Below are 23,563 nucleotides of genomic sequence, written 5' to 3' on the forward strand. Positions count from 1 at the left end.
TGTTTACTCCTGTGATGGTTTCGGTCGCTTCACAGGTTTGGGAACAGAACCTTTGGGTATAGGTCTTGGAGGTGGCGATGCTGATGGAGATTCACCCACTTTTTTGACTGGACGTGGTGAGCCTTCTCCGTTTCGTCTTGGGGGATATGGCTTTCTACCACTAGGACGGCGGCTTACCCCGCCTCCACCTTTACGTTTAAACGGTGGTTTACTGCTGCGTTTTCTGGGCAATTCTGCGATCACACTCGCCTTTTCTATAACCAAAGATTCACCTTGTCGCTGGACTTGCAAGTCCCAAAATTTTCCTACTGCTTTGGTTTCTAGCTTACCCTTGAGTTTCAATTTGAAATACTTGGGTTTATCATTTGGCTTACGGGCAGATTGCTTAATCTTGATTACCAAGTTCTCTGTATCGTATGACTGGTAAACTATTTCGCCACGAACAGAAAAACCACCGTCTGAAATTTCTGATGATGGTGTCGGTTCTAGTGAGGTCTGTTGAGATGTTTCCTCTAAATTCTCGGGTGAATCAGGATTTGCTGTTTCCTCCTCTGGTAATGTCAACTCTTGCTGTTGTTCGGTTGTGGAACTTTTAGCTAGTTTTTCTGGCTCCCATACTCCTACAATTTGAAGATGCAATTGGTCATTTTCTTGACGTGTGCGCGGATAAACAACCCACAGATGCTCTTGCTCTAAATCGAGGTGGTTTTTGACTAAACTCATGATTCGACCAAGTAGCACAGTATCTAATTTGGTGCCATCTGCGGTCAACATTACACCTTGGGTAAATTGTTCGCTGCTAGCAATGTAACGACCTCGGACTAAGCCAATTGCTCGATACTGCATCGGTTCGCTGGGAGGTGGAATCGGTTGCTGTCGACTCCCTAAGTTCCCATCATTAGCAGTTTCGCTTGGCGTTACAGACGAAGTCTCGCTTTGAGATGCTTCGACTGCTACTACATCAGTAGTAGTTGCTTCTTGACTAGGTTTAGCTTCATCAGAAGCTGTTGAATTTGACGATTCAGGGGACGGCATCAAGTCGGAATTCATAAAAACTCCTTGCGGCGGAGACACATCCCATTGTGGGATTTTATTAACGCAACAGGGAAGAGCGTTTGTGCGGCTGCTTAAAGTATATTTACTTTCAAAACAACCATCATCGTTTGCCCTGTTATGATACTGAAAGACGCGATTTTTCGCATACATACTAAATGTGTAATTTAGCGTCTTTACACTAGTTTCGGAAGCATACCATAGCTACAATTTAGGCGTCTCCTCTTAAAGTCATCTCTTGCTTAAGCATCACAAATGGCTATTTGTTATAAAGTTCACAGTTTGTTAGCGGTATTCCGCAAACTTTTCCAATTTTTTAATTTTCTCAATTTGTGTAAATAATAGTTTTATTAGAGTTAAGGACGGTTTTGTGTCTCAGCCGCGTAATCGTTGGTTAGTCAAAGTAGTTTTAGTGTTGGCAGTGATAGCTTTTGTTGGGGTATCTATGGTTCCCATCATAGCCGCATTTAATGATACGCAACAGTCCAGCCGAAATTCCGCTAGCGGCCGAGGAAATTCGTCTTCCTCAGATCAAAAAGCAAAATTGGAAGATGCAGCAAGAGGTTATGAACAAGTTTTACAGCGAGAACCGGAAAATCAAACAGCACTACGAGGCTTGTTAGAAACTCGTTTGCAATTGCTAAGTTTGGGTGTAGGTAACATTCAAGCAGTAATTGAACCTTTAGAAAAATTAGCAAAGCTCAATCCAGAGCAAACTAAGTATGGCGTGCTGTTGGCACAAGCTAAACAACAAATCGGCGATAAGGAAGGTGCTGCTCAGGCTTATCGTTCTATTTTGGAAACCAAGCCAGGCAATCTTGAGGCTTTGCAAGGAATGGTAGCTTTGTTGCTCACGCAAAAACGGCCGGAAGCAGCCATCGGGTTATTACAAGATACCCTTGCTAAATCAGATCAAGCAAATAAAATAGAACCCGGTAGCGTGGATACTGTCGCTGTACAAGTGATGTTGGGTAATATTTACGCTAGCCAAAAACGCTATCCCCAAGCTTTATCTGTGTATGATCAGGCAGTTAATAGCGCTCCTAATGATTTTCGACCTGTTTTGGCAAAAGCGATGGTTGTCAAAGAACAAGGAAAAGCTGATGAAGCAAAATCTCTGTTTGATAAAGCCGCAGCTTTAGCACCAGCTCAGTACAAAGACGAAATCAATAAAAGAAGTTCTGAGTCTGTAACTCCCACTCCTGCTGCAACGTCAACACCGACACCGTAGAGAAGAGGAGGAGACAAGGGAGACAACTCCCGTGTCCTCCGTGTCCTCCCGTTCCCCTACTTTCACGCTCCTTCCACAGCAGCGACGATACCAAATAAAATAAACAGGAATCCGCCTGCGATGGTGAGTGTTTTTTCCGAAATTCGTCCTGCTAAAATTCTTCCACCAATCACAGCGATCGCTGCACAAATGGCATGTCCTAAAATTGCACCTGTTGTCACCCCCACAGGATTATTCGCTGCTGCTAGGGTAATGGTGGCAAATTGTGTACGATCGCCCCACTCTGCCATAAATGTCAATAAAAAAGCTTCTAATACAATTGCCCAAATACTTTTTTGATTTTTTAGTTGCTTTTCTGCCTCAGCAACTGCTGTTTTTGCTTCTTCTACAATTTCAGTATCGCAGTTAGCAGCAGGCGTTTTACTTCCCTCATACAACAGCTTAATACCGAAGGCAATAAACAAAACAATTTCAGCATAATAAATGTAAAGCTTTGGCAGCAAAGACACCGCCTGCCCAACTCCTACAGACAGTATTGTCATCGCCGCTAAAGCTGCTACAACACCCGCAAATACAAGTCGCCGCGAATGCTGCATGGACAAAATTACGGCGATAAAAAAGGTTTTATCACCTAATTCAGAAACTGTAATTAGTAATAAACCGGCGGTGAAAGCTGTTAGCACTCTCTCAAGCTCCAGACAAATCGTTTACCTGTGTGTGAAGCTCAATGAGACTAGCGAAACCTCACTGAACTTCACACTTTAATCTTTTGTGTGAACTCAGTGAAGGTCTCGCTTCCAACTAGCTTATTGCTTGATTGTCATCTAAACCAGGCTCATCACCAGTATGTTGATTTAGATGGGCTGGCTAATACTTTGCCAGCAGCTACTCCCCTTCTTGATTGTATGAGTAATTATACATCTATCCCAGGTTGTAGTAAAGGAATTTTTTAGTGATTGGGGATCGGGGATAAGGGATTGGGAGAAGAAAGAAATTCTTCCTTGTCCTCCAAGTCGTCCCCTTGTCTCCCCATCACCCCTACCCTACGGGAAGCCTATGAGCGCGTCTACACCCTATCTCCCCTGTTCCCCTTTTCCTGCTAGCGTTAAACTCACAAAGCTGCTAGTCTGAATTGTCGAGGTTACTTTTGAGTCAAAGTTCTCACATTTTCAATTATGACTATTACTATCGCTCTCAATTCTGACTCCATTAATCGCTTGGATCTATCTCCTGTAGCAACGTTAATTGAGCAATTACTGCAAGAAGGGGCGATCGCATCCCATGAACAGCAGTTACGCTTTGATATTAATTATTCCCAACAAGAGGGCGATCCGCGAGAACTTCCAGAAATTCCAGAGGTGCGGCTGTGGTTTGTTCGCCTCGACGCCCGTTATCCTTGGTTACCATTTTTACTAGACTGGAAAACAGGAGAATTCGCTCGTTACACAGCTATGCTAGTACCGCATCAGTTCAGTTCTAAAGAGGGAATTCAGTACAATCCTGAGGCACTGGAAATCTTTTTGATGCATAAAATTTTTATTTTGAGTGACTGGCTTCAACAACATAATATACCTAGTCAATCACGTCTGCAATCGATGGCTCAAATGCTAGGATATGAGTTAGACGAGAGTTTTTTTGCAATGTTTTAATTATAAGACTGGAAATAAAATCAATTTCAGAATAAGAGTTATTTATTAAGTAAAAATTAAAAGTAAAAAATCAACATTAGTAAAATTGGAACTAGTGAATTCGACATATTAAATCTAGAGCAGCACTGAAAGCGTATTCCACAGCTTTAGATTTACTAGGTAAGGCTTCTTGCCATAGAAGATAATCGTTATGTTCTATAATTAAATTTGCAATTTCGCCAATTCTAATATTTTTCAATACATCATTTTGACGTAATTCAAAATCAATTATTGTGCTACCTGTTTCTAAAATCTCTCGTCCTAGTTGAATAAATTTATTTATAACTGTCTTCATATATTTTTTACCGACATTTTCTGCAAACAGAGATGAAGAATTAAACGCTTTAAATTCTTCCAAAAGTATATTAGCTATTGCTTTACCTGTGAAATTATTCCAATCAGAAGGGAGAATAACATCCAAATATTCATTTTCGTAAAACTTATATTTCAGATATTCATAAATACCTACAGCATCTTGAACCAATTTTTGACCAGCTAACAATTTTTGTAAAGAATCAATACTTGTATCAATAAATTTATCTCGGAATACATTTTCTTCACTTTCTGCACATTCGTATACTAGATAAGTCCAAATCCCTAATTCCACTTCATCAGTACTTAGTGCTTGGTAAAAAGTAATTGTTCCATCTTCTTCACACTCAAAATAAGCACTTTCTGTATTCATCATTTCACTTTCATACTTACTCCCACATAAGCAGAGCAATTTTCTAAAAATGCCTATAATATGATGCGGCTGACTTTGCACTTGAATGTAACGTTTAGCACTACTAGTAAAGCCATGTAATTGAATCGTCATTTGTTTTCCCTTTGAAAATTTTATGATTTTCTTGGTGGATGCTCTTGCTAGTTAATGGTGCATTAGATCCACCGAAAAGCTAATCACAATAAGTAATTTTGGTAACTATAATCTTTAAATAGCTGGGGATCTTCTGTTTTACTGAACTCAATTAATAGAAACTAATTTTTGTTCTAGTGCAAATCTTTATTTCTAATGACTTAATTTCTTTATATTAAGATACCTCATATAGTCACTTGATGAAAACAAGCTGTTTTTAAGATTTTTTGAAGTAATTAAATAGCTAATAAAAACATTATTTTTAATATTTTTAACCATACAGTAATAGCAAAATATTTTTAGTCAATAATTAATTTAATTCTATATTTCTGTTAAATATTAAATATATAAACTTTAGGACATAAAAATTTTTCTAGTCACGATTGTTACTTAATATCAAAATAGGGAAATTATTTAAGAACCTGTATGTTAAGTGTTTACAAACTATATGAATGAGATACACATTAACAAACGAATCTAAATCTATATTTCCCTACAATTCATTTAACATATCAGCTTATAGAAAAAACAGTTGTTTATTTAACTCTTATACCGTAAAGTCTAAAATTTACAAGTATTACAAAATACTTTTTTTAAGGTGATTTTACGTAAATAGAATGGACGCAGTTAAACACACGTATTACAAAAGTAACTTTTGCAACAGTAGAGAAGGGTAAAGAATATGGAACCCCCTTTCCGCCTGTTGATTTATTCTTACAAGCAGAAAGGGGGTTCAAATCCCCGCAATGATGAAGCAAAATATTAATATCAAGATGTCACCCGATTTTATCAGATACCCCTCTCTTTATTTGAACAGAAGAGTCGAGTTTTCAAGGGCAAAAGGTGAAATTTTTTCATCAGAACAAACCTCCAGGAAACCGCACTCTGTGCGTCTACTCAAGAGTGTACTTTTGACTTTACCCCAAGCAGTACTAATCACCCCAGATTTTTTCCAAAATGGTTTTGGGCGAAATATCTGCTATTTTGCCTGTGGGAGATTTGATTGCGATAATTTTCTCACTTTTGGGTAATAACTTAGCTGGATCTGTGGAACTAAATAAGGCAATAGTGTAAGTCTGAACAGCAACAGCTAGCTGCATAGCCGCGCCATCTGTACACAACAATAAGTTTGCTCCTGCAATCATTGCCGCTAACTTGCCCATATTATCTGGGGAAGTAATTTTTATGTCGGGTATAGACTGTTTGAGCTTAGCGATAAACTCTTGTTGACCTGGTTCTTGAACTACTACCACAGGTATATCTGGTTGCTTCTGCTGGCAATCTTGGATGATGTCCAGCCAATTCTCAGCAGGATATGTTCTATCTTGACCTTGATTTGGTGGCAACTCATTTACACCATTGTGAATCAAAATATAACCAGTTTCTTTAACTCCCAACCTTAGCTGCTCTTTGTCTGCCCAATCAATATCTAATTTCGGTACATTTACAGCTAACTGTGGACAAGGGGACTTAATGCCCAACTCTTGCAGCAAAGTGTGATACACATTAGCAGCGTATTGTTCTTGCTTGAGAGGTATGGTGTTAGTGAGAAAAGCTGCTCCCTTGCCTCTGTAACCAATACGTGTGGGGATTCCAGTCAACCATAGTAAAAGACCCATTAACAAGCTTTGCGTCAAGGCAATAGCAACATCGTATTCGCGATCGCGAAGTATGCCTACTAAGTTAGCCCAATCAGCCAAACTGTTACGGTCTTTATAATCAAACATCAGTACATCGTTCACTGACTTGCTCACCCGGTAAGCAGCCTTTGACCGGGGTTCCACAACGACATCTATCTGAGCGTCAGGATAATTACGCTTCAGGTCGTCTAGTGTCGGAAAGAATAAAATTTGGTCGCTTATTCCACCAGGGACAAGGGCTACTATTCGCATATTATTTAATGTACGCCTACTCGCTCCCTATTTTAGGGGAAGATAGGGACTAAGTAAGAATTATGAATACTGAATGCTGAATGCTGAAAATTTCATAATTTATAATTCATTATTCATCATTTATAATTCATCATTTTTTAAAGATTAAGGAACTCTGTGCATTTATTAATTCCAGCTGCCGGAACCGGACGAAGGATGGGGAGTCATCGCAATAAACTCCTCTTACAAGTGCGATCGCGACCAATTATTGCCTGGACGCTGTTAGCTGCACAAGCATCAGATCAGATTAGTTGGGTAGGAATTATCTCCCAACCCCATGACTGGCAAGAATTTAAGGAAATTATTGCTGATTTACAGTTAACTAAACCTGTGGAATTAATTAGGGGTGGTTCCACCCGCCAAGAATCTGTTTACAATGGCTTACTCTCCTTACCACCTAATGCTGAACAAGTTTTGATCCATGATGGAGCTAGATGTCTAGCCACACCAGATTTACTGAACAGATGTGCCGAAGCAATTTGTCATTGTCTTGGTTTAATAGCGGCTGTGCCAGTCAAAGACACTATCAAAGTCGTAGATGAAAATGGCATAATTCAGAGTACACCAGAACGAAGCCAGCTTTGGGCGGCACAGACTCCCCAAGGTTTTGATGTTAAGCTGCTAAAACAGTGTCACGGCGAAGGTGTCGCTCAGGGTTGGGAGGTCACTGACGATGCTGCTTTGTTTGAAAAATGCGGTTATCAAGTGCAAATTGTCCAAGGAGAAGAAACAAACTTAAAGGTAACGACTCCACAAGATTTAGCGATCGCTGAATTTATCCTCAAAACTAGATTTGATTAGAAGTAAAGCTCAGGGAGCGGGCATTGGGCATTGGGTATTGGAAATAACTGACCACCAACCACCAACTCTTAATGTACAGACGCGATGTTCCTCGCGTCTCTACCCAACAACAATGTTCTCTTGACTTTCGTTTCAAAATGTGATAAGAGAGTCCTTACACTTATTATTGTTTCCTTGTTCGGTTGTCAATTGTCAGTTGTCCTTTGCTGTTGACTATTGACTATTGGCTATTGACTAGTGACTATTGATCAATGAATGCAGCGACAAAAATAGAAGCAATTCTTTATTTGAAGGGCAAACCCCTATCAATCAGCGAAATTGCTGAGTATGCCGCGTGTGATCGCGCTACTGCCGAAGAAGGTATTATTGACCTAATTGACGATTATGCTCGTCGAGACACAGCCCTCGAAGTCGTAGAAACCCCAAACGGCTACTGCCTGCAACTGCGGTCTGATTTTCAAGATTTAGTACAAACCCTGATACCAGTAGAATTGGGAGTAGGCGCATTGCGGACTCTAGCAGCGATCGCCTTAAATAGTCCCATGCTCCAAACTGACCTCATTAACCTGCGTGGCTCAGGAGCATATCAACACGTACAAGAATTAGTTGAGCTTGGTTTTGTCAAGAAACGTCGAGATAGTGACTCTCGCTCCTACTCATTACAAGTGACACCCAAGTTTCATCAGTATTTCCAGATCGAACAACTTCCCTCACCATTTTCTAGTCCACAACAGCAGCGACAATTAGAGCTAAAACTAGAATCGACCTCGGAAGTAGAGTAGGTTGGGGATTGGGGAGCGGGGAGATGGGGAGGTGGGGTGATGGGGAGGAGTATGGGGAGTGTGAGGAGTGTGTAGACGCGTAGCGGCTTAAGGTAAGGGTGGAGTGTGCATTGGGCATTGGCTATTAGAAATAACTAACCACCAACTACTAACTACTAACTACTAACTACTAACTACTATTGTACAGACGCGATGTTCCTCGCGTCTCTACTAACTACTAACTACTAAGCTGAGGAAATATGTCTTAACTCTATACAATGGTTTAGAGTAGAATTAGCAACTCCGCTAAACTTAAATTGCCAATGGTGTTTGATCCTGACTTTTTGAATGACAATTTTGAACAACACCCTCGCCAGCATCTGAGTGACAATTTTGAGGAACAGTCTAATCAGTTACTCAAATACTTGCAGCATCAGCCTCCGGAAGTTTTGGCCAGCGTCGCTCAGTCCGTCAGCCCCGAAATCAAGCAAATCATTTCGCAAAATGTCCAGGGGCTTGTTGGGATGCTGCCTGCTGAAAACTTCAACGTCCAAATTACAACAGACCGGGATAATCTTGCTGGTCTTTTAGCATCAGCAATGATGACTGGCTATTTCCTGCGCCAGATGGAACAACGGATGCACTTAGATCATTTGGCTAATAATCATTAGTCAAGAGTCAATTGTCAAGAGTTAATTGTCAAATGGTCAGTAGTTAAAAACTCTTGACTCTAGACTTCAGACTCTGGACTAATGACTATTTCTGGGGATAGGCCCCTAACTGTACTTGAAAGGTTTGAATTTTACCGTCACGGTTAACTTCAATTTGCAGAGTGTCTCCAACACTGCTAGACTCAACCAATTTCTGTACTTGAGCAGCAGTTTTAACTGGTTTGCCGTTAAATTTTTGGATTACATCTCCAGGGCGCAGTCCTGCTCGCTGTGCAGGTGATTTTTCTAGAACTCCCTTGATGGCAATACCAGTATTTTGCTGGATGTTAAGACTGTTTTCTTGGTTGATTTGCTGTTTTTTGGTAGGAGAAAGGTCTATCATTTCAATCCCCAAAAAGGGATGTTCTACACGCCCTTTAGTAAAAAGTTCGTTAGCAATGCGGGCAGCAGTTTCTATCGGAATAGCAAAACCGAGTCCTTGAGCATCAGCACGAATAGCAGTATTTACTCCTATTACCTCACCTTGGGAATTTAATAAAGGGCCCCCAGAGTTACCAGGATTAATAGCGGCGTCAGTTTGGATAAAGCTTACTCGTTTATCTGGTACACCAACTTGGGAACTGGTGCGATCTGTGGCGCTGATGATGCCGATAGTGACAGTGTTATCTAAACCTAAAGGATTACCAATCGCGATCGCCCACTGTCCAGGGATCAAATTTTGTGAATTGCCCAATTTTACCCTTGGTAATTGCTTGGCAGGAATTTTCACCACTGCTACATCTGTCATGGGATCAACTCCCATTACCTTTCCTTCAAAAGTTCTGCCATCTTTGAGGGTAACTTGAACTGTATCTGTATTTGCTACTACATGAGCGTTGGTAAGAATTTCTCCATTCGTACTGAGGATAAAACCAGAACCCGTACCACGCTCAATTCTCTCCTGTGGAATTGGTTCTTCATCTTCGCCAAAAAATCGCCGCAAGAGAGGATTTTTAAAAGCTTCTGAAATGGGATTTGCTACTTTGCGTGTCGCATTAATTCGTACTACTGCTGGCCCTGTTTTTTGCACGGCTGTAGCAATAAAATTAACACTTTCAGCCCCAGTTGCTTCTATGCTTTTTCCCCAAGCATTGGTAACTACTGTTTCTGACGGCACGCCCATTGTCACATTCCTAAGTTCCTGAAATGTACGCCTTTGTGTCAGGAGAAAGGGACTGGCTAGCAAAACTGCACTACCGCCGAATACGCCGCCGCCCACAACTAATGAAAAATAAACGGCCAGTTGTTTCTTTGATAACTTCATAATCACTATACTCAAGGACAGCAATGCAGATGCTAATTTCTAAGTGTAGTCAAGCAAAAGACAAGTGGACAGATTAATTTTGATCATCAAAGCGATAAAATTGTAGATTTTTGTTAATTCTTTCTGGTTGGTAGTTGCTGGTTAATACCAATCAACAATCAACAATCAATAATCAACAACCAACTAACTGTCAACAAAATATAAAATTTAGTTAGAATCGCAAGAATGCTCTCACCATACCCGAACTGTTGACGTTGAGTACTTTAATTTCGCTCCACTTAACATACATGACTGTTCGCGATCGCCTACTTCTAATAATTTTCTCTAGCTTGATTTCTGCTTTGGGACTCGTATCCACACGCCCAAATCCTGCACTAGCACAGGTAGCTAAATGCCCAACTCCAGCCCTGGAACGCTTCCAGCGCCATCGAGTTGCCCGTGGCGAAACCTTGCAGAGCATCGCCCAGCTCTACAATTTAGCTCCTGATACTATTATCACCATGAATCCGGATTTAAAAAACGGTAGGGTGAGTACGGGTAACAATATTCTTATCCCTCCCTATAATGGTATTGTAGTGGAAGTAGCTCGTGGTGAAACTTGGCGAGAATTAGCACAAAGATACAAAGTTCGTGCTGATGCTCTTTTTGAGTTAAATGGCTGTAAACCACCATCTCAAATTGCATTTATCCCTACACCTCATCAATCATTAAGTCGTGCGAATGTATCCGCCTCCCCAACTTCTAGTGGAAATTCTACTTCTACTCAAATAAGCGGCTATCCCTTACCATCAGCTGTTCAGGTAGGATTTCCCTATGGTTGGCAGCTTAACCCAAATAACAGTGAAGTTTTCTTTCACAGTGGTATTGATTTGTTAGCTGCTATCGGAACACCAGTAAAAGCGATCGCACCGGGGACAGTCGTTTTTGCAGGCGATCGTGGTACATACGGTAACTTAGTCATAATTAATCACAGCAACGGATTGCAAAGTCGTTACGCCCAGTTAGAAAGTATCAAAGTTAGCGTTGGTCAGCAAGTTAAACAGGGAGACTTGCTAGGAACCGTCGGTAAAACAGGACAACCAACCATAACTCAACCCCATCTTCATTTTGAAATCCGTTCTAACTCTTCTTTGGGTTGGGTTGCTCAAGATCCAGGAGAATATTTGAAGTAATTAGAGTAGTTTTTCCACGCAGAGAACACAGAGATTTCCTCTGCGCTACTCTGCGCTTTCCTCTGCGTTCCTTTGCGTTAGAAAAAATTAATTAATTGGGTAGATTTAACTATTTTCATTCCTGCATCAGCAAATCGTTTAAACGCCTTATCTGCTGCTTCTGTGTAATCGACCACACCCGGAACAACAACAGCAGAAGTACAATCTTCCAGTAGATAAACTTTGGTCGCCAATTTAATATCTACCTGCTGAATTTCTGTTAACAAATCATCAATTGTCCAGGCGACACAGTGACTTTTTGCTTGTCCAGCTATAATCACAGCATCAAAGTCTAATAACTGCTGAATTAACCTTTTATTAATTTGAGCAATAGGACGAGAATCAAAATCTTGCAAAACTTCTGGGCTTAAAGCAGAATAGTTTTCTGTTAAAGGATTATTACCTTTAATCTCAAATTGCGTTTGACTATTACGCGCAATACAGTGGAAAAATATTGCTTCTTCCACAGCAGAAACTAAAGCATGACCAATACCACCCAACATAGAATGATAAGGCCACACAGTTAAAGGATATTTACCATTTTGAGTTAACTGTTTAACGTAGTGGTAAGCGTATTTTTCTAAAAATTCATAATCCAATCCTAGACTAAAAGCAACATCAGGATTTACCTGCCAAATTCTTTTTTCAATATCTGCTGATGTCATGTTAGTTGCAGCAGGAATAGGATGTTCACCAGCAGCATTCACCCAAAAAATAGGATGAAAAATTTGCATTGCTGTATGAGTATCTAGAGTTGGTATAATTTTTGTAATTATCCCCAAGTTACGATAGATAAATTCACACAAACGAATATTATCATCTACTGCACCATTGCCAGATTTTCCTCCCACAAATAATTCAAAGTGGGGGATGCAAAAAGTGTTTTGCACGTCAATTAGAAGTAAGCAAATCCGAGTTTTATCTTCAGATGCGGGTTTGATTTTGTGTTGTCTTATCAATGCTTGTGCATCTGCGGCGCGTTCTTGATAAGATACGCGCCAGACTGCGCCCACGGTTTTGGGGTTGAAGTGTAGGGGTATGGGTAGTTGGGTGGATGTTTGATTATTCATACAAAAATTACAATTCGCAGCTAAAATTTGGGTTTTGGCTCCCATTTTCATCTAATTAACACGTATTATCTCGGTTAAGCACGTGCTTTTTATAGCAATACATGTTCTTTTTTACATTTACAAAAGACAGTAGCAATTACAGTCGCACCTTGAGAAACGGAATTAATTTTGGGAATAAAAGCAGGATGGATAACCAACAACTATTGTTACTACTTATGACATTTATAAATCAGTATTAGTAAGTCAGAAATCAAGCGATCGCGATTTTGCCAAAACAATGGAGAACATATATTTTTACCATTGAGAAAAATCGTCAATATCTGCTTTTTTCTTTCATTATTTCCCGATATCATTTTTTTGCTAATTATTTGTCCAAAAAAGCACGAACTGTGGCAATCTGGGAAACAGAACGTTTTCAAATCCGATATTTTCGCTACGGCAAAATTACCTAAAAGATTATGCAAACTCTGCCTACACCCATTACTGCAAATACTTTATCCAGTCAACCTACTTTTGACACAACAATTAAAAGACGAAAAACCCGTCCAGTAAAAGTAGGAAATGTCACCATTGGGGGGGGACATCCCGTAGTGGTGCAATCTATGATCAACGAGGATACTCTTGATATTGATGGTTCTGTTGCCGCAATTCGGGGTCTACATGAGATAGGTTGTGAAATTGTTCGTGTTACAGTACCAAGTATGGCTCATGCCAAAGCTTTGGCAGAAATTAAACAAAAATTAATCAAAACTTATCAAGATGTGCCGATTGTTGCTGATGTGCATCACAATGGCATGAAAATTGCTTTAGAAGTTGCTAAGCACATAGAGAAAGTACGGATAAATCCAGGACTGTATGTATTTGAAAAACCAAATCCCACCAGAACCGAATACACCAAAGTCGAATTTGACGAAATAGGTGAAAAAATCCGCGAAACTCTAGAACCATTAGTAATTTCTTTGCGCGATCAAGGCAAAGCCATGCGAATTGGGGTAAATCATGGTTCTCTTGCTGAAAGAATGCTGTTTACTTACGGCGACACACCAGAAGGGATGGTGCAATCTGCCATAGAATTTATCCGGATTTGTGAATCTTTAGACTTCCGTAACCTAGTGATTTCTCTGAAAGCCTCACGAGTACCAGTGATGGTTGCTGCTTATCGTCTTATGGTACAGCGAATGGATGAGTTGGGTATGGATTACCCCTTACACTTGGGTGTAACAGAAGCTGGAGATGGTGAATACGGAAGAATTAAATCCACTGCTGGGATTGCTACTTTGTTAGCTGATGGCATTGGCGATACAATTCGGGTATCGCTGACTGAATCTCCAGAAAAAGAAATTCCAGTCTGCTACAGTATTCTGCAAGCCTTAGGATTGCGGAAAACAATGGTCGAGTATGTCGCTTGTCCTTCCTGCGGACGTACTTTATTTAACCTAGAAGAAGTATTGCATAAAGTCCGTGAAGCTACTAAGCATCTCACTGGGCTTGACATTGCAGTCATGGGTTGCATTGTAAATGGCCCTGGAGAGATGGCAGATGCCGACTATGGTTATGTCGGTAAGACTCCAGGTTATATTTCTCTTTATCGTGGTAGAGAAGAAATCAAAAAAGTCCCAGAAGTTCAGGGTGTAGAGGAGTTAATCAATTTGATTAAAGCAGATGGACGCTGGGTAGAACCGTGAAGAAATTAGGGATCGGGGATCGGGAAGGAGACGAGGAGGACAAGGATCATACACTCCTTACACTCCTTACACTCCACCCTTACCTTAAGCCGCTACGCGTCTACACACTCCTCATACTTCCCCCATCTCCCCATCTCCCCACCTCCCCTAATCCCCACCAGGGGCCCCAAGTTCCCCACTTCCCCAATCCTTAAATAAATTTGTAGAAATAACAAGATATGTTCATTCTGTACACCATTTGCTTGTGTTAGATTGAGCATACTGACATATAAAATTTTGTCCCTAGCCACGCAGCTGTCATTATGGTAATTACAAGAAATGGACTTGTTTTGGGTGCTACGGCGGTGACGCTTTCCACAATTGCAGTTACAAGCCTTGGCATTCACTCGCAAGGACAAGCTCTTTTTAAAGAAAGTCCTAAGGAATTAGTAGATGAAGTTTGGCAAATTATTAATAAACAATACGTAGACGGTACTTTTAATCAGGTAGATTGGAAAGCTGTTCGGAGTGAGTACCTGAATAAGTCCTACAAAAACAATGAGGAAGCATATAAGTCCATCCGGGAAATGCTGAAGAAGCTAGACGATCCATACACCCGGTTTATGGATCCAGAGGAATTCAAAAATATGCAAGTTGATACCTCTGGCGAATTAACAGGTATTGGTATCCAAATAGGTTTGGATGAAAAAACGAAAAAGTTAACTGTAATTGCTCCAATTGAGGATACACCTGCATTTAAGGCTGGGATTCTGGCAAAAGATACCATTATCTACATCAATGGTAAAAGCACAGAGGGCATGGATACTAATGAAGCAGTATCCTTAATCCGAGGTGAACCAGGCAGTAAAGTTAACTTAACAATCTTGCGTGAGGGTCAAAGAAAAGAATTTACAATTACACGAGCGCGAATTGAAATTCATCCGGTAGACTTTTCTCAAAAGCAAACGCCTGCGGGTAATATTGGCTATATCCGCTTGAAACAGTTCAGTGCCAATGCTGCCAAAGAAATGCGGGATGCAATCAAGAATTTAGAAAGCAAGCAGGTATCTGGATACGTCTTAGATTTGCGTAATAACCCAGGTGGTCTGTTGTACTCAAGTGTGGACATTGCCCGGATGTGGATGGATAGAGGCACGATTGTTTCTACAATTGACCGTCAGGGTGAGGTAGAACGAGAAATTGCCAATGGACGGGCTTTAACGAACAAACCCTTGGTGGTACTGGTAGATAAAGGTAGTGCTAGTGCTAGTGAAATTCTTTCAGGAGCATTGCAGGACAACAAGCGTGCAGTCGTAGTAGGAAGTCAGACTTTTGGCAAGGGTCTAGTACAGTCTGTGCGCCCCTTGGATGATGGTTCAGGATTAGCAGTCACGATCGCTAAATACCATACCCCCCTGGGCAGAGATATTAACAAACATGGGATTGACCCAAACATAGTAGTGGACTTAAGTGATAAACAGCGACAAGACTTGTGGATCAAAGAACGAGAAAAAGTTGCTACTCTTGCAGACCCGCAGTTTGCTAAAGCAGTGGAAGTGTTAGGTAAAGAAATTGCAGCTAAAGGCACAAACGCACAAAGAAATTAGAAAGTTGTTTCACTTTTGCCTTTAGACTGGTTGGCATTTACCCGCCCGAATCAGTCCTACACGGCGAGCGATCGCTTCTCCTTGCGATTCAAAAGGCCCCCACTTTTCTATAATCTCTGGATTGTCATCCCCAGCAACGAAGTTGCTGGGGATGATTTCGCAGTTTCCAGCAGGACGCTTGACAATATAGAAATTTTGTGTATTGCTCATTTTTGTGACTAGATATTTGCTTGCTGAAGAAATTTTAAAGCTTTAGGCCATCAGTTGGACTTGATGAGTTAATGGTTAATAGTAGCAAGCACTACAGTAATGCTCTCGAGTCAAAAACTTGCTTGAATATAAGGATCTTTTCAATGACTTATTCCCAGCAAATAGCCACCGATAGCACAACAGATTTGGATGCAATTAAGCAATCTGGTTTTGAACCATCTGACCAAGTTTTAGGTAAAGTTGTCACAAAGGTTGTTACAAAAGATTTAAATGGTATTAAGCTATGTGAATTTCAACAGCCTATAAATTGCTGTAACATCACTTCAATTGCTTATGCACTCACAGCACTCGGGTATCCCACAACTGTGGATGATATTTTCTATATTACTAGATTACCGATCGCTACTGTTTTAGACGATGGTATGACTCTTGCTGAGACTTATGACACTTGTGTCAGTTACGTCAATGGAGCAAAATTAGACTTGAGTGTGAGACTCGAACATTTTGACAAAGTTTCAATAAGTTTGGATGCCTTTATCAAAGAAATTGAAAACGCTGTGCAGGATGACAAAGACATTCATATTTTAAATTTTAATGTTGGCATTGCCCATGAAGTTAACTTTGCAGGCGGTCATTTTTCTCTAGTAGCCGATTATGATTCAACAACCCAGGAGATTACTATAGCTGACACTAACCCCAAAAAATATACGCGCTTTTGGAAATGTCCCATCGACAGAATGTACAAAGCTTGTGTAGACAAAGATTTATCTGCTACCCGCTCTCGTGGAATGATAGTAATCCGGAAACAATGATTTATAGTTAGGATTTTGGAGTTTGAGAGAGTTAGGATTAGCCGCAGGGCACCATCTTTCTCGGTGAGTTATAGCAACGCTTAACGCACCCTACAATTTAAGGTTTACTTTATAACTCGTCTGTTAGTAGCACTTCTTTAGTTTCCATATTTTACTTCGTTTCTTGTTGAAGTAAAATTGGTATTGTGCCTTTTTCAGAACCAATCACGACAATTTTAGAGTTGGATGATTGTGCTAATTTTTCAGTGGCTTCTATGGCTCGCAATTGCAATACAGAATTGCTAAGTCCATCAGAAATAATTTTTTGGGAATCAGCTATACCCCTAGCTTCAATGCGTTTGCGTTCTCCTTCTTGACGTTCTTTTTCTAAAATAAATTTCATGCGCTGATTTTCTTGTTCTGCTTTGAGTTTCTCTTGAATTGCTGCTTGTAAGCTGTCAGGCATTTTGACATTTCTTAATAAAGCTTCTTCTACAATGAAACCTAAAGGAAGTAACTGTTGAGTCAGCTGTTGATTGAGTTGCTGAACAATTTCTTGACGCTTGCTAGAATAAATAGCTGCTGCTGAGTAGTTAGCTGTAATAGCGCGGATTGTCGAGCGAAATCGAGAAATGACTAATTGTGTTTCGTCTGTACCAATATTTTTATATACTGTTGCTGCTTTTTGGGAGTCAAGCTTGTATTGCAGACTAACGTCAAGATTGAGACTCAACCCTTCCTGAGATGTGGCGTCGACATTTTCCTTGATATCTTTGAGGCGTGTAGAAAAATTGATTACCTTAGCAAAAGGATTCATCAAATGCACACCTGGATTAAATGTATCATTAGGGACTTGACCAAATAGACTGGCGACTCCAACATTACCTGGTGGTACGATGACTAAAAGTCTGGAAACAGAAGCGAGTAGAGCGATCGCACCAATTAAAATACTCACTCCGCGAATTATCCAGCGCGATCGTTCATTATATATTTTGCCAGAGTTTAAATAGATAAAAATTGCAATCAGGCTTGTTAAAAGAGAAAATATAAAACCCATAAATATTACCTGTAGAGTTAAGAAGCAATCAATACTTAACTACTACAGTATATGCACTAGGTAAGCAACATCATCAAGAGGCTTTTGCTAGCTAATACAAGCTACATATGTACAACAAAACTAGGTAAAAATTTTTCTTCAGACAAACTTAGATGATTAGACCTCTTGCATGAATCCTCAAGCCCCCTCAATCTTCCCGTGAACGGGGGGAAGATTGAATTTCCTCCCCGTAAACGCTTAGGGTGAGGCTGGGGTAAAAAATATTTGTGCAAGAGGTCTATTAACACTTCTACTACTATGTCAATTTTGTTACGAATAATGCTTATTAGCTCGTAATCAGCGCTTTAGCGCTAAAGCGCTGACTACAAACCTATAAATTCAAACTTAACGAAGAACTACTGCTTCATACTCGAACAAAATCACATTTTGTCAAAAATTTTCAATCCTGACATTTCCCAACATGAGATGATAGTTAATTTGCAGCCTGCAAAGTATATCAGCTTGGTAATCCATCCATGAGTCAAATCATTTGGATAGCAAGACACGCTAACCGCCTTGATTTTGTTAACCCTGATTGGTTTCTTACCGCCGAACGACGTTACGATCCGCCTTTGTCTGAAGATGGCTTCATCCAAGCAAAGCAGCTAGCTAATCGCCTCAAGCGAGAAAAAATTGCCCATATTTTCGCTTCGCCTTTCTTGCGAACAGTACAAACTGCAAACGCTGTTGCAGAAGTTCTAGATTTACCAATTAAACTAGAAACTGGTTTGAGTGAATGGCTTAATCCTGCTTGGATGACAGAGAACCCACAAAAACTCTCTATCCCTGCCCTAACTAAATTATTTCCTAGAATAGATATTAGCTACACACCCCGCATTGCTGCTAATTACCCAGAAACTCAACAACAAGTGCGGGCGCGTTCTGGACAAACTGCTAGATGTCTAGCTACAGAATACTCTCCAGACAATATTTTACTGGTGGGACACGGTGCATCCGTACTCGGGGCAGCTATGGGACTTGTTGGGGAAATTGCTGTAACAGAAGTTAAAGCTTCTTTGTGTAGTTTAGTAAAAGTTGTGCGTCAACATCCTGAATGGTTTCTCGAACTTAAGGGAGATACTTCTCACTTAACTCAAGTAGAGGAATTCGTTCGGTTTAATTAAGGATGTTAAGGATTATAGCTAAACCAATTTCTCGTGCTGACTGCTGGTGGATAGTAGATAGTGGTTAGTGGTTAATAGTCGTATATGGACAAACAGTCAACAATCTGTAGGTAATTGAAAACCGATAGTGGTTAATGATAAAAAATCAACTATTAACTACCCATTATTAATGTACAGACACGATGTTCCTCGCGTCTGTACCCACCAACTACTAACTACTAACTTTATATTTATGAGTTTACTACTAGCAGGAGACATCGGCGGGACGAAAACCATTCTACGACTGATGGAGGAAACAGAAGCACCTCTTTTACGTACAGTCTATGAGCAACGTTACCGCAGTGGTGATTTTCTCGATTTAGTGCCAATAGTACAACAGTTTTTGGTCGCAGCTAATACGCCGACACCCCAAAAAGCTTGTTTTGCGATCGCTGGGCCTATAGTTCACAATACTGCCAAGCTCACTAATTTAGCCTGGTTTCTCGATGCCGAACGTCTGCAACAACAACTTGGTATTACTCATGTTTCTTTAATTAATGATTTTACTGCTGTTGCCTATGGGATTTTAGGCTTGGAAGCACAAGACTTTTATACACTTCAAACTGGGAAATCCAATCCAAACGCACCGATTGGGATTATTGGTGCTGGTACTGGTTTAGGACAAGGATTTCTAATCAAACAGGGAAATTTTTATCAAGCTTTTCCTTCTGAAGGTGGACATGCTGATTTTGCCCCTCGGACTGAGTTAGAGTTTCAACTGTTGAAATATTTGCTGGATAAACATAGTATCCAGCGCGTTTCTGTGGAACGAGTAGTTTCTGGGTTAGGAATTGTTTCTATTTACCAATTTTTACGCGATCGCAAAATTGACGACGAATCACCGGAGATTGCCCAAATAGTCAGAACTTGGGAACAAGAGGCTGGAAAACAAGAAAAAAGCGTCGATCCGGGTGCTGCTATTGGTAATGCTGCCTTACAAGGAAGCGATCGCCTTTGTGAACAAACAATGCAGTTATTTATAGAAGCTTACGGCGCGGAAGCAGGCAACCTTGCTCTCAAACTCCTCCCTTACGGTGGTTTATATGTTGCTGGTGGTATTGCCCCAAAAATTCTGTCTTTAATTCAAAAAGGTGATTTCCTATTTAATTTCACCCATAAAGGTAGAATGCGCCCTCTGCTAGAAGAAATACCAGTACATGTTGTAACAAATCAACAAGTTGGTTTGATAGGTGCTGCTATTTACGCTGCTAGGTTATAGTAAATATGCGTAGGACTACAATGCTCTTTTTACACAATTTTACGGGTGCTTTTAGACATTTTACTAAGTTATAACAAACTATCAGCCTACGTAATATTAGCACGTATAAAAGCAAAAACTATGACAAAAAGAGTGTTGTTGTCCCTAATTACTGTGGCTTTAGTATGTAGCGGATTTACACGCGTTGAGGCACGTCCTCCCCAGCGCCCAATGTCTCCTACCAAACCAGCCCCTAATAAACCGATTAAGTCAGAATGGAATTTATTCACTGCTCCAGATGGTAGCTTCGCTGTCTTAATGCCAGGGAGACCTAAAGCCATGACTCAGACTCAAAAAACCTACATGGGGGAAATTAACTTACAACTGTTTGTTGGGCAACAGGCTAACCAAGAAGTGGCTTATGTAGTAGCATACAACGACTTTCCCTATAGCTATGGTCAAATGACCAATCCCCAAATCATACTCAACAATGCCCAAACTATGGCTGTAAAAACTACGCAAAGTAATTTAATTGGTCAGCGTAGCATCCGTAGTTCCAACGGTCATCCTGGCAAAGAAATCGAGTATGTCAACTCTGGTGGAAAAATCACTAAAAACCGCATGTATGTTGCTGATGGACGCTTGTATCAAGTCATGGCGATCGCAACCAAAAAGCAACACAAGACTTTATCTAAAACTATTAATGGATATTTGAATTCTTTCCAATTAGTTTTGAGAAAATGAGGATGAGGATTGACGCAGAGAGTGGGGGGTATGAGGAGTGTGTAGACGCGCAAGCGACTTCCCGCAGGGTGGAGTGGGGGAAGTGTGATTCAGTTATTCAGTTATCAAATTCTATTACTCACTGTTAACTGTTAACTTTTTACTAATTCCCAACCACTAATAACCAACAACTAACAACTACTCAGTAGATTCAAGTGTCAAAGCTGTTGAGTTCAAATTCACAAGCCCTAGAAATCTGTTCTGCTGTAAATGGTTCAAAGCTGACTAATGGCAACCAAGAAGGATTATTAATCAATTCTTTTGCTAATAAGAAGCCTGCAACAGTCCATATTTGATATTTTCTAGCTTGTTTGCCTTGTAGTCGCCCTCTTCTACCATCGTAATATTCTGGCCATTCATCATCCTTGAGGCGGGTTTGGGCAATTTCAATTGCTCTTTCTGCTAGACACACTCTATTAGTTTTAATTGCGGCTGCTGCCAACATCCACATTAAAACGGGCCAATTGCCGCCGTTGTGATAAGACCAAGGTATATTTTTCGGATCGCAGCCAGTAATAATTCTATATTCTTCATTTTCTAAGGCAGGGAAAGTAATTTTCATCGGCATATCTCCGACTAAATCTTCCCAGCGTTTCTCGATTAAAGTCATAATGGCTTGCGATTGTTCTTCGCTTGCAAGATCAGAAATAACCGCAACCAAGTTTCCTAATGCGAAAAAGCGGGTATCCATCTGTGATGGACCGACATTTCCTGCTAGATAACCACCTGTTCTTGGTAGCCACCGATCTAATTCACAATAAGGAAGCGAATCTACATATATATTGAATTGATTGACAGCCCCTTTACCATACTCTTCACCTTTGTAGCGATAAATAGCATTGAGGCGATTTAAGTCTATCCAATAATGTTTACGAATATGAGCGCGTAAAAGAGGTAGGCGGTTATCAATGGCTGTAACAATATCTTGATTGCCTTGGCAAACTAGCAGTTCTCGCCCAGCACACAATGCAGCATAAAATAGAGATTGAATTTCTAAAGGATGCCCGTAGATACCTAGACGACGGTCAATCATACAAGCACCGTCTGGAACCAACAGGGTAGGATACATATCAAAACGTGTCCCTAAAGATAGCTCCATAATTAACTTGATGCCGTGTTGAAAATCGCTTTGATATGCTAATGAATAATCTTTTGTAGCTACTACATAAGCACGTAGTAGTATTACCCACCAAAAACACGAATCTACTGGTGTGACTCTGGCGATCGCATGTTCTCCAAAATCAGCTTCTAAATATTCTTCACCACTTGGAGATACAACTACTTTGAAGCTCGCTGGAATCAAGCCTCGACCGGGTTTATAGGCATCCAACTGATTCTCTTTTGGTTGTAACTTTAAAGTTTCTTCTAGAAAGTTACGAACAATTTCTGTTTTACCTTTAATGAGAAATAGTAGAGCGGAAGAGACAAAATCTCTAATAAAGCATTGGTCATAATTGAGCGCATCTACTGTACTATCAATGGCTGCGATCGTTCCTACTGGACGACCGTTATAGTACATAATTGATTTTTCTAAAACTTCCCATGCTTCTTGTTCTACATTTTCAATTGTTACCCTGTCTTCTAATTGCATCGCCACAAATTCTCCATGTAAATTGTACTTTTGATTAGATAATAAATACACCCTAATTTATTCTTCCCAATATCCTCATCATAACAAGCACATTTTTTCATAAAAAATAAGGATAAATCGTAAATAAGAACAGTTATCTTACTGCTATATGTAGCAGTTTTATGCATTTACATGTGCTTTTTGAATTGCTTTTATGGATGAAAGTAAATTATTTTTGCTAATTAACTATCAATAGCAAAGACTTTTATTCTTTTATATAAGCTAAATCTACTTTTTAATTTTTTGAATTTATAAGTAAGAAATTACTTTTTACTATATAAAAACATATATCCAGTAGTATTTAAATATTTTGTAAATTTAAATACTGTTTCAGCAAAATACTTAATTTGATGTAGAAGTGACTTTGACTATAATGAAACGATTTGCTGAGATCGACATAATAGAAAATTATAACGAATTTTTACAATATGCAATATGAATTTTAAAAATCATTTTTCTATGTTTAGAATAATTAGTATTCAATTTTACTTGAGAAGCTATAATCTACTTTTGCTAAAGAAGCAAGAAAAATCAAGACATTGCATAAAAAAATACATACATAATAGCAAAATTAGCTAGTTTTAAAACAACTATTTTAAAACAATTATAAGTATAATCTCATCAAAAATCTTCTTTAAGAGAGATTTCAAAGATTTTTGATGATTATAACTATTGAGTTAATTATTCATTGCTATTATCTATTGCTACATCTGCTAAACAGTGGTGTAATAATTCCTCCTGAATCAGCAAGTTTACTAACCAATCCCCTACTCTACGCAAAGGCTAAGCTAACCGGAGGTGAAAAAAACTCACGTCCCGAAGATAAATAATGTCAGCCCTCTTAA

General features: G+C 39.8%; 21 protein-coding genes. 12 read left to right on the forward strand and 9 right to left on the reverse strand.

Annotated features, from left to right (window positions below):
- Positions 1 to 3: 3 nt before the first annotated feature.
- On the reverse strand, positions 4 to 1,050 hold the full coding sequence (locus RS893_RS02290) for a hypothetical protein (protein WP_315789641.1): 1,047 nt from the start codon (positions 1,048 to 1,050) through the stop codon (positions 4 to 6).
- A 373-nt stretch (positions 1,051 to 1,423) separates the two neighbouring features.
- Between RS893_RS02290 and RS893_RS02295 the strand changes: the two genes are divergently transcribed.
- Positions 1,424 to 2,284 (forward strand): tetratricopeptide repeat protein, encoded by an 861-nt coding sequence (locus RS893_RS02295; RefSeq protein ID WP_315789642.1) that lies wholly within the window; start codon positions 1,424 to 1,426, stop codon positions 2,282 to 2,284.
- A 62-nt stretch (positions 2,285 to 2,346) separates the two neighbouring features.
- On the opposite strand, the gene RS893_RS02300 is transcribed toward RS893_RS02295, so the two are convergent.
- Entirely contained in the window at positions 2,347 to 2,967 is a 621-nt protein-coding gene (locus tag RS893_RS02300; protein WP_315789643.1) for a TMEM165/GDT1 family protein, read from the reverse strand.
- 492 nt (positions 2,968 to 3,459) lie between these two features.
- On the opposite strand from RS893_RS02300, the gene RS893_RS02305 reads away from it, so the two are divergent.
- Positions 3,460 to 3,933 carry a CRR6 family NdhI maturation factor gene (locus RS893_RS02305; RefSeq protein WP_315789644.1) on the forward strand — a complete coding sequence of 158 codons (474 nt, stop codon included), beginning with the start codon at positions 3,460 to 3,462 and terminating at the stop codon, positions 3,931 to 3,933.
- Between the two features lie 91 nt (positions 3,934 to 4,024).
- Here RS893_RS02305 and RS893_RS02310 read toward each other — a convergent pair whose 3' ends face one another.
- Together RS893_RS02310 and RS893_RS02315 are read right to left on the reverse strand one after the other, a co-directional pair.
- On the reverse strand, positions 4,025 to 4,789 hold the full coding sequence (locus RS893_RS02310) for a hypothetical protein (protein ID WP_315789645.1): 765 nt from the start codon (positions 4,787 to 4,789) through the stop codon (positions 4,025 to 4,027).
- 971 nt (positions 4,790 to 5,760) lie between these two features.
- Entirely contained in the window at positions 5,761 to 6,720 is a 960-nt protein-coding gene (locus RS893_RS02315; RefSeq protein WP_315789646.1) for a glycosyltransferase family 9 protein, read from the reverse strand.
- Between the two features lie 156 nt (positions 6,721 to 6,876).
- Between RS893_RS02315 and ispD the strand changes: the two genes are divergently transcribed.
- From ispD to RS893_RS02330, 3 genes are all read left to right on the forward strand, one after another.
- The gene (gene ispD, locus RS893_RS02320) at positions 6,877 to 7,560 is read left to right on the forward strand and encodes a 2-C-methyl-D-erythritol 4-phosphate cytidylyltransferase (RefSeq protein ID WP_315789647.1); all 684 of its coding nucleotides are present in this window, start codon (positions 6,877 to 6,879) and stop codon (positions 7,558 to 7,560) included.
- Between the two features lie 251 nt (positions 7,561 to 7,811).
- Positions 7,812 to 8,342: an SMC-Scp complex subunit ScpB gene (gene scpB / locus RS893_RS02325; protein WP_315789648.1), complete on the forward strand. Its 531-nt coding sequence runs from the start codon at positions 7,812 to 7,814 to the stop codon at positions 8,340 to 8,342.
- A 302-nt stretch (positions 8,343 to 8,644) separates the two neighbouring features.
- Entirely contained in the window at positions 8,645 to 8,992 is a 348-nt protein-coding gene (locus tag RS893_RS02330) for a DUF760 domain-containing protein (protein WP_016867028.1), read from the forward strand.
- A gap of 85 nt (positions 8,993 to 9,077) precedes the next feature.
- Here the strand turns inward: RS893_RS02330 and RS893_RS02335 are convergent, their stop codons facing one another.
- A complete protein-coding gene (locus RS893_RS02335) occupies positions 9,078 to 10,295 on the reverse strand; it encodes an HhoA/HhoB/HtrA family serine endopeptidase (RefSeq protein WP_315789649.1) in 1,218 nt (405 codons plus the stop codon).
- A 287-nt stretch (positions 10,296 to 10,582) separates the two neighbouring features.
- Here RS893_RS02335 and RS893_RS02340 point away from each other — a divergent pair, with 287 nt between their 5' ends.
- A complete protein-coding gene (locus tag RS893_RS02340) occupies positions 10,583 to 11,467 on the forward strand; it encodes a M23 family metallopeptidase (protein ID WP_315791845.1) in 885 nt (294 codons plus the stop codon).
- A gap of 77 nt (positions 11,468 to 11,544) precedes the next feature.
- Here RS893_RS02340 and RS893_RS02345 read toward each other — a convergent pair whose 3' ends face one another.
- The gene (locus RS893_RS02345) at positions 11,545 to 12,576 is read right to left on the reverse strand and encodes an isochorismatase (protein WP_315789650.1); all 1,032 of its coding nucleotides are present in this window, start codon (positions 12,574 to 12,576) and stop codon (positions 11,545 to 11,547) included.
- A 458-nt stretch (positions 12,577 to 13,034) separates the two neighbouring features.
- On the opposite strand from RS893_RS02345, the gene ispG reads away from it, so the two are divergent.
- Both ispG and ctpC read left to right on the forward strand, forming a co-directional pair.
- Entirely contained in the window at positions 13,035 to 14,261 is a 1,227-nt protein-coding gene (gene ispG, locus RS893_RS02350; RefSeq protein ID WP_315789651.1) for a (E)-4-hydroxy-3-methylbut-2-enyl-diphosphate synthase, read from the forward strand.
- Positions 14,262 to 14,563: 302 nt separating this feature from the next.
- Positions 14,564 to 15,847 (forward strand): carboxyl-terminal processing protease CtpC, encoded by a 1,284-nt coding sequence (gene ctpC / locus RS893_RS02355; protein ID WP_315789653.1) that lies wholly within the window; start codon positions 14,564 to 14,566, stop codon positions 15,845 to 15,847.
- 21 nt (positions 15,848 to 15,868) lie between these two features.
- On the opposite strand, the gene RS893_RS02360 is transcribed toward ctpC, so the two are convergent.
- Positions 15,869 to 16,057, reverse strand: a complete 189-nt coding sequence (locus tag RS893_RS02360) for a DDE transposase family protein (protein WP_315789655.1) — start codon at positions 16,055 to 16,057, stop codon at positions 15,869 to 15,871.
- A gap of 143 nt (positions 16,058 to 16,200) precedes the next feature.
- Here RS893_RS02360 and RS893_RS02365 point away from each other — a divergent pair, with 143 nt between their 5' ends.
- On the forward strand, positions 16,201 to 16,869 hold the full coding sequence (locus tag RS893_RS02365) for a phytochelatin synthase family protein (protein WP_315789656.1): 669 nt from the start codon (positions 16,201 to 16,203) through the stop codon (positions 16,867 to 16,869).
- 151 nt (positions 16,870 to 17,020) lie between these two features.
- Here RS893_RS02365 and RS893_RS02370 read toward each other — a convergent pair whose 3' ends face one another.
- Positions 17,021 to 17,905, reverse strand: a complete 885-nt coding sequence (locus RS893_RS02370) for a prohibitin family protein (protein ID WP_315789657.1) — start codon at positions 17,903 to 17,905, stop codon at positions 17,021 to 17,023.
- Between the two features lie 515 nt (positions 17,906 to 18,420).
- Between RS893_RS02370 and RS893_RS02375 the strand changes: the two genes are divergently transcribed.
- The 3 genes from RS893_RS02375 (at position 18,421) to RS893_RS02385 (ending at position 21,049) form a co-directional block, all read left to right on the forward strand.
- Positions 18,421 to 19,068 carry a histidine phosphatase family protein gene (locus RS893_RS02375; RefSeq protein ID WP_315789658.1) on the forward strand — a complete coding sequence of 216 codons (648 nt, stop codon included), beginning with the start codon at positions 18,421 to 18,423 and terminating at the stop codon, positions 19,066 to 19,068.
- A 232-nt stretch (positions 19,069 to 19,300) separates the two neighbouring features.
- Positions 19,301 to 20,326 carry a glucokinase gene (locus RS893_RS02380; protein WP_315789660.1) on the forward strand — a complete coding sequence of 342 codons (1,026 nt, stop codon included), beginning with the start codon at positions 19,301 to 19,303 and terminating at the stop codon, positions 20,324 to 20,326.
- A gap of 120 nt (positions 20,327 to 20,446) precedes the next feature.
- Positions 20,447 to 21,049, forward strand: coding sequence for a hypothetical protein (locus RS893_RS02385; protein ID WP_315789661.1), 603 nt, complete (start codon positions 20,447 to 20,449; stop codon positions 21,047 to 21,049).
- 190 nt (positions 21,050 to 21,239) lie between these two features.
- Here the strand turns inward: RS893_RS02385 and RS893_RS02390 are convergent, their stop codons facing one another.
- Positions 21,240 to 22,679, reverse strand: a complete 1,440-nt coding sequence (locus RS893_RS02390) for a glycoside hydrolase 100 family protein (protein WP_315789662.1) — start codon at positions 22,677 to 22,679, stop codon at positions 21,240 to 21,242.
- Between the last annotated feature and the right edge of the window lie 884 nt (positions 22,680 to 23,563).

It is taken from the genome of Fischerella sp. JS2 (assembly GCF_032393985.1).
Classification (GTDB): Bacteria; Cyanobacteriota; Cyanobacteriia; order Cyanobacteriales; family Nostocaceae; genus Fischerella.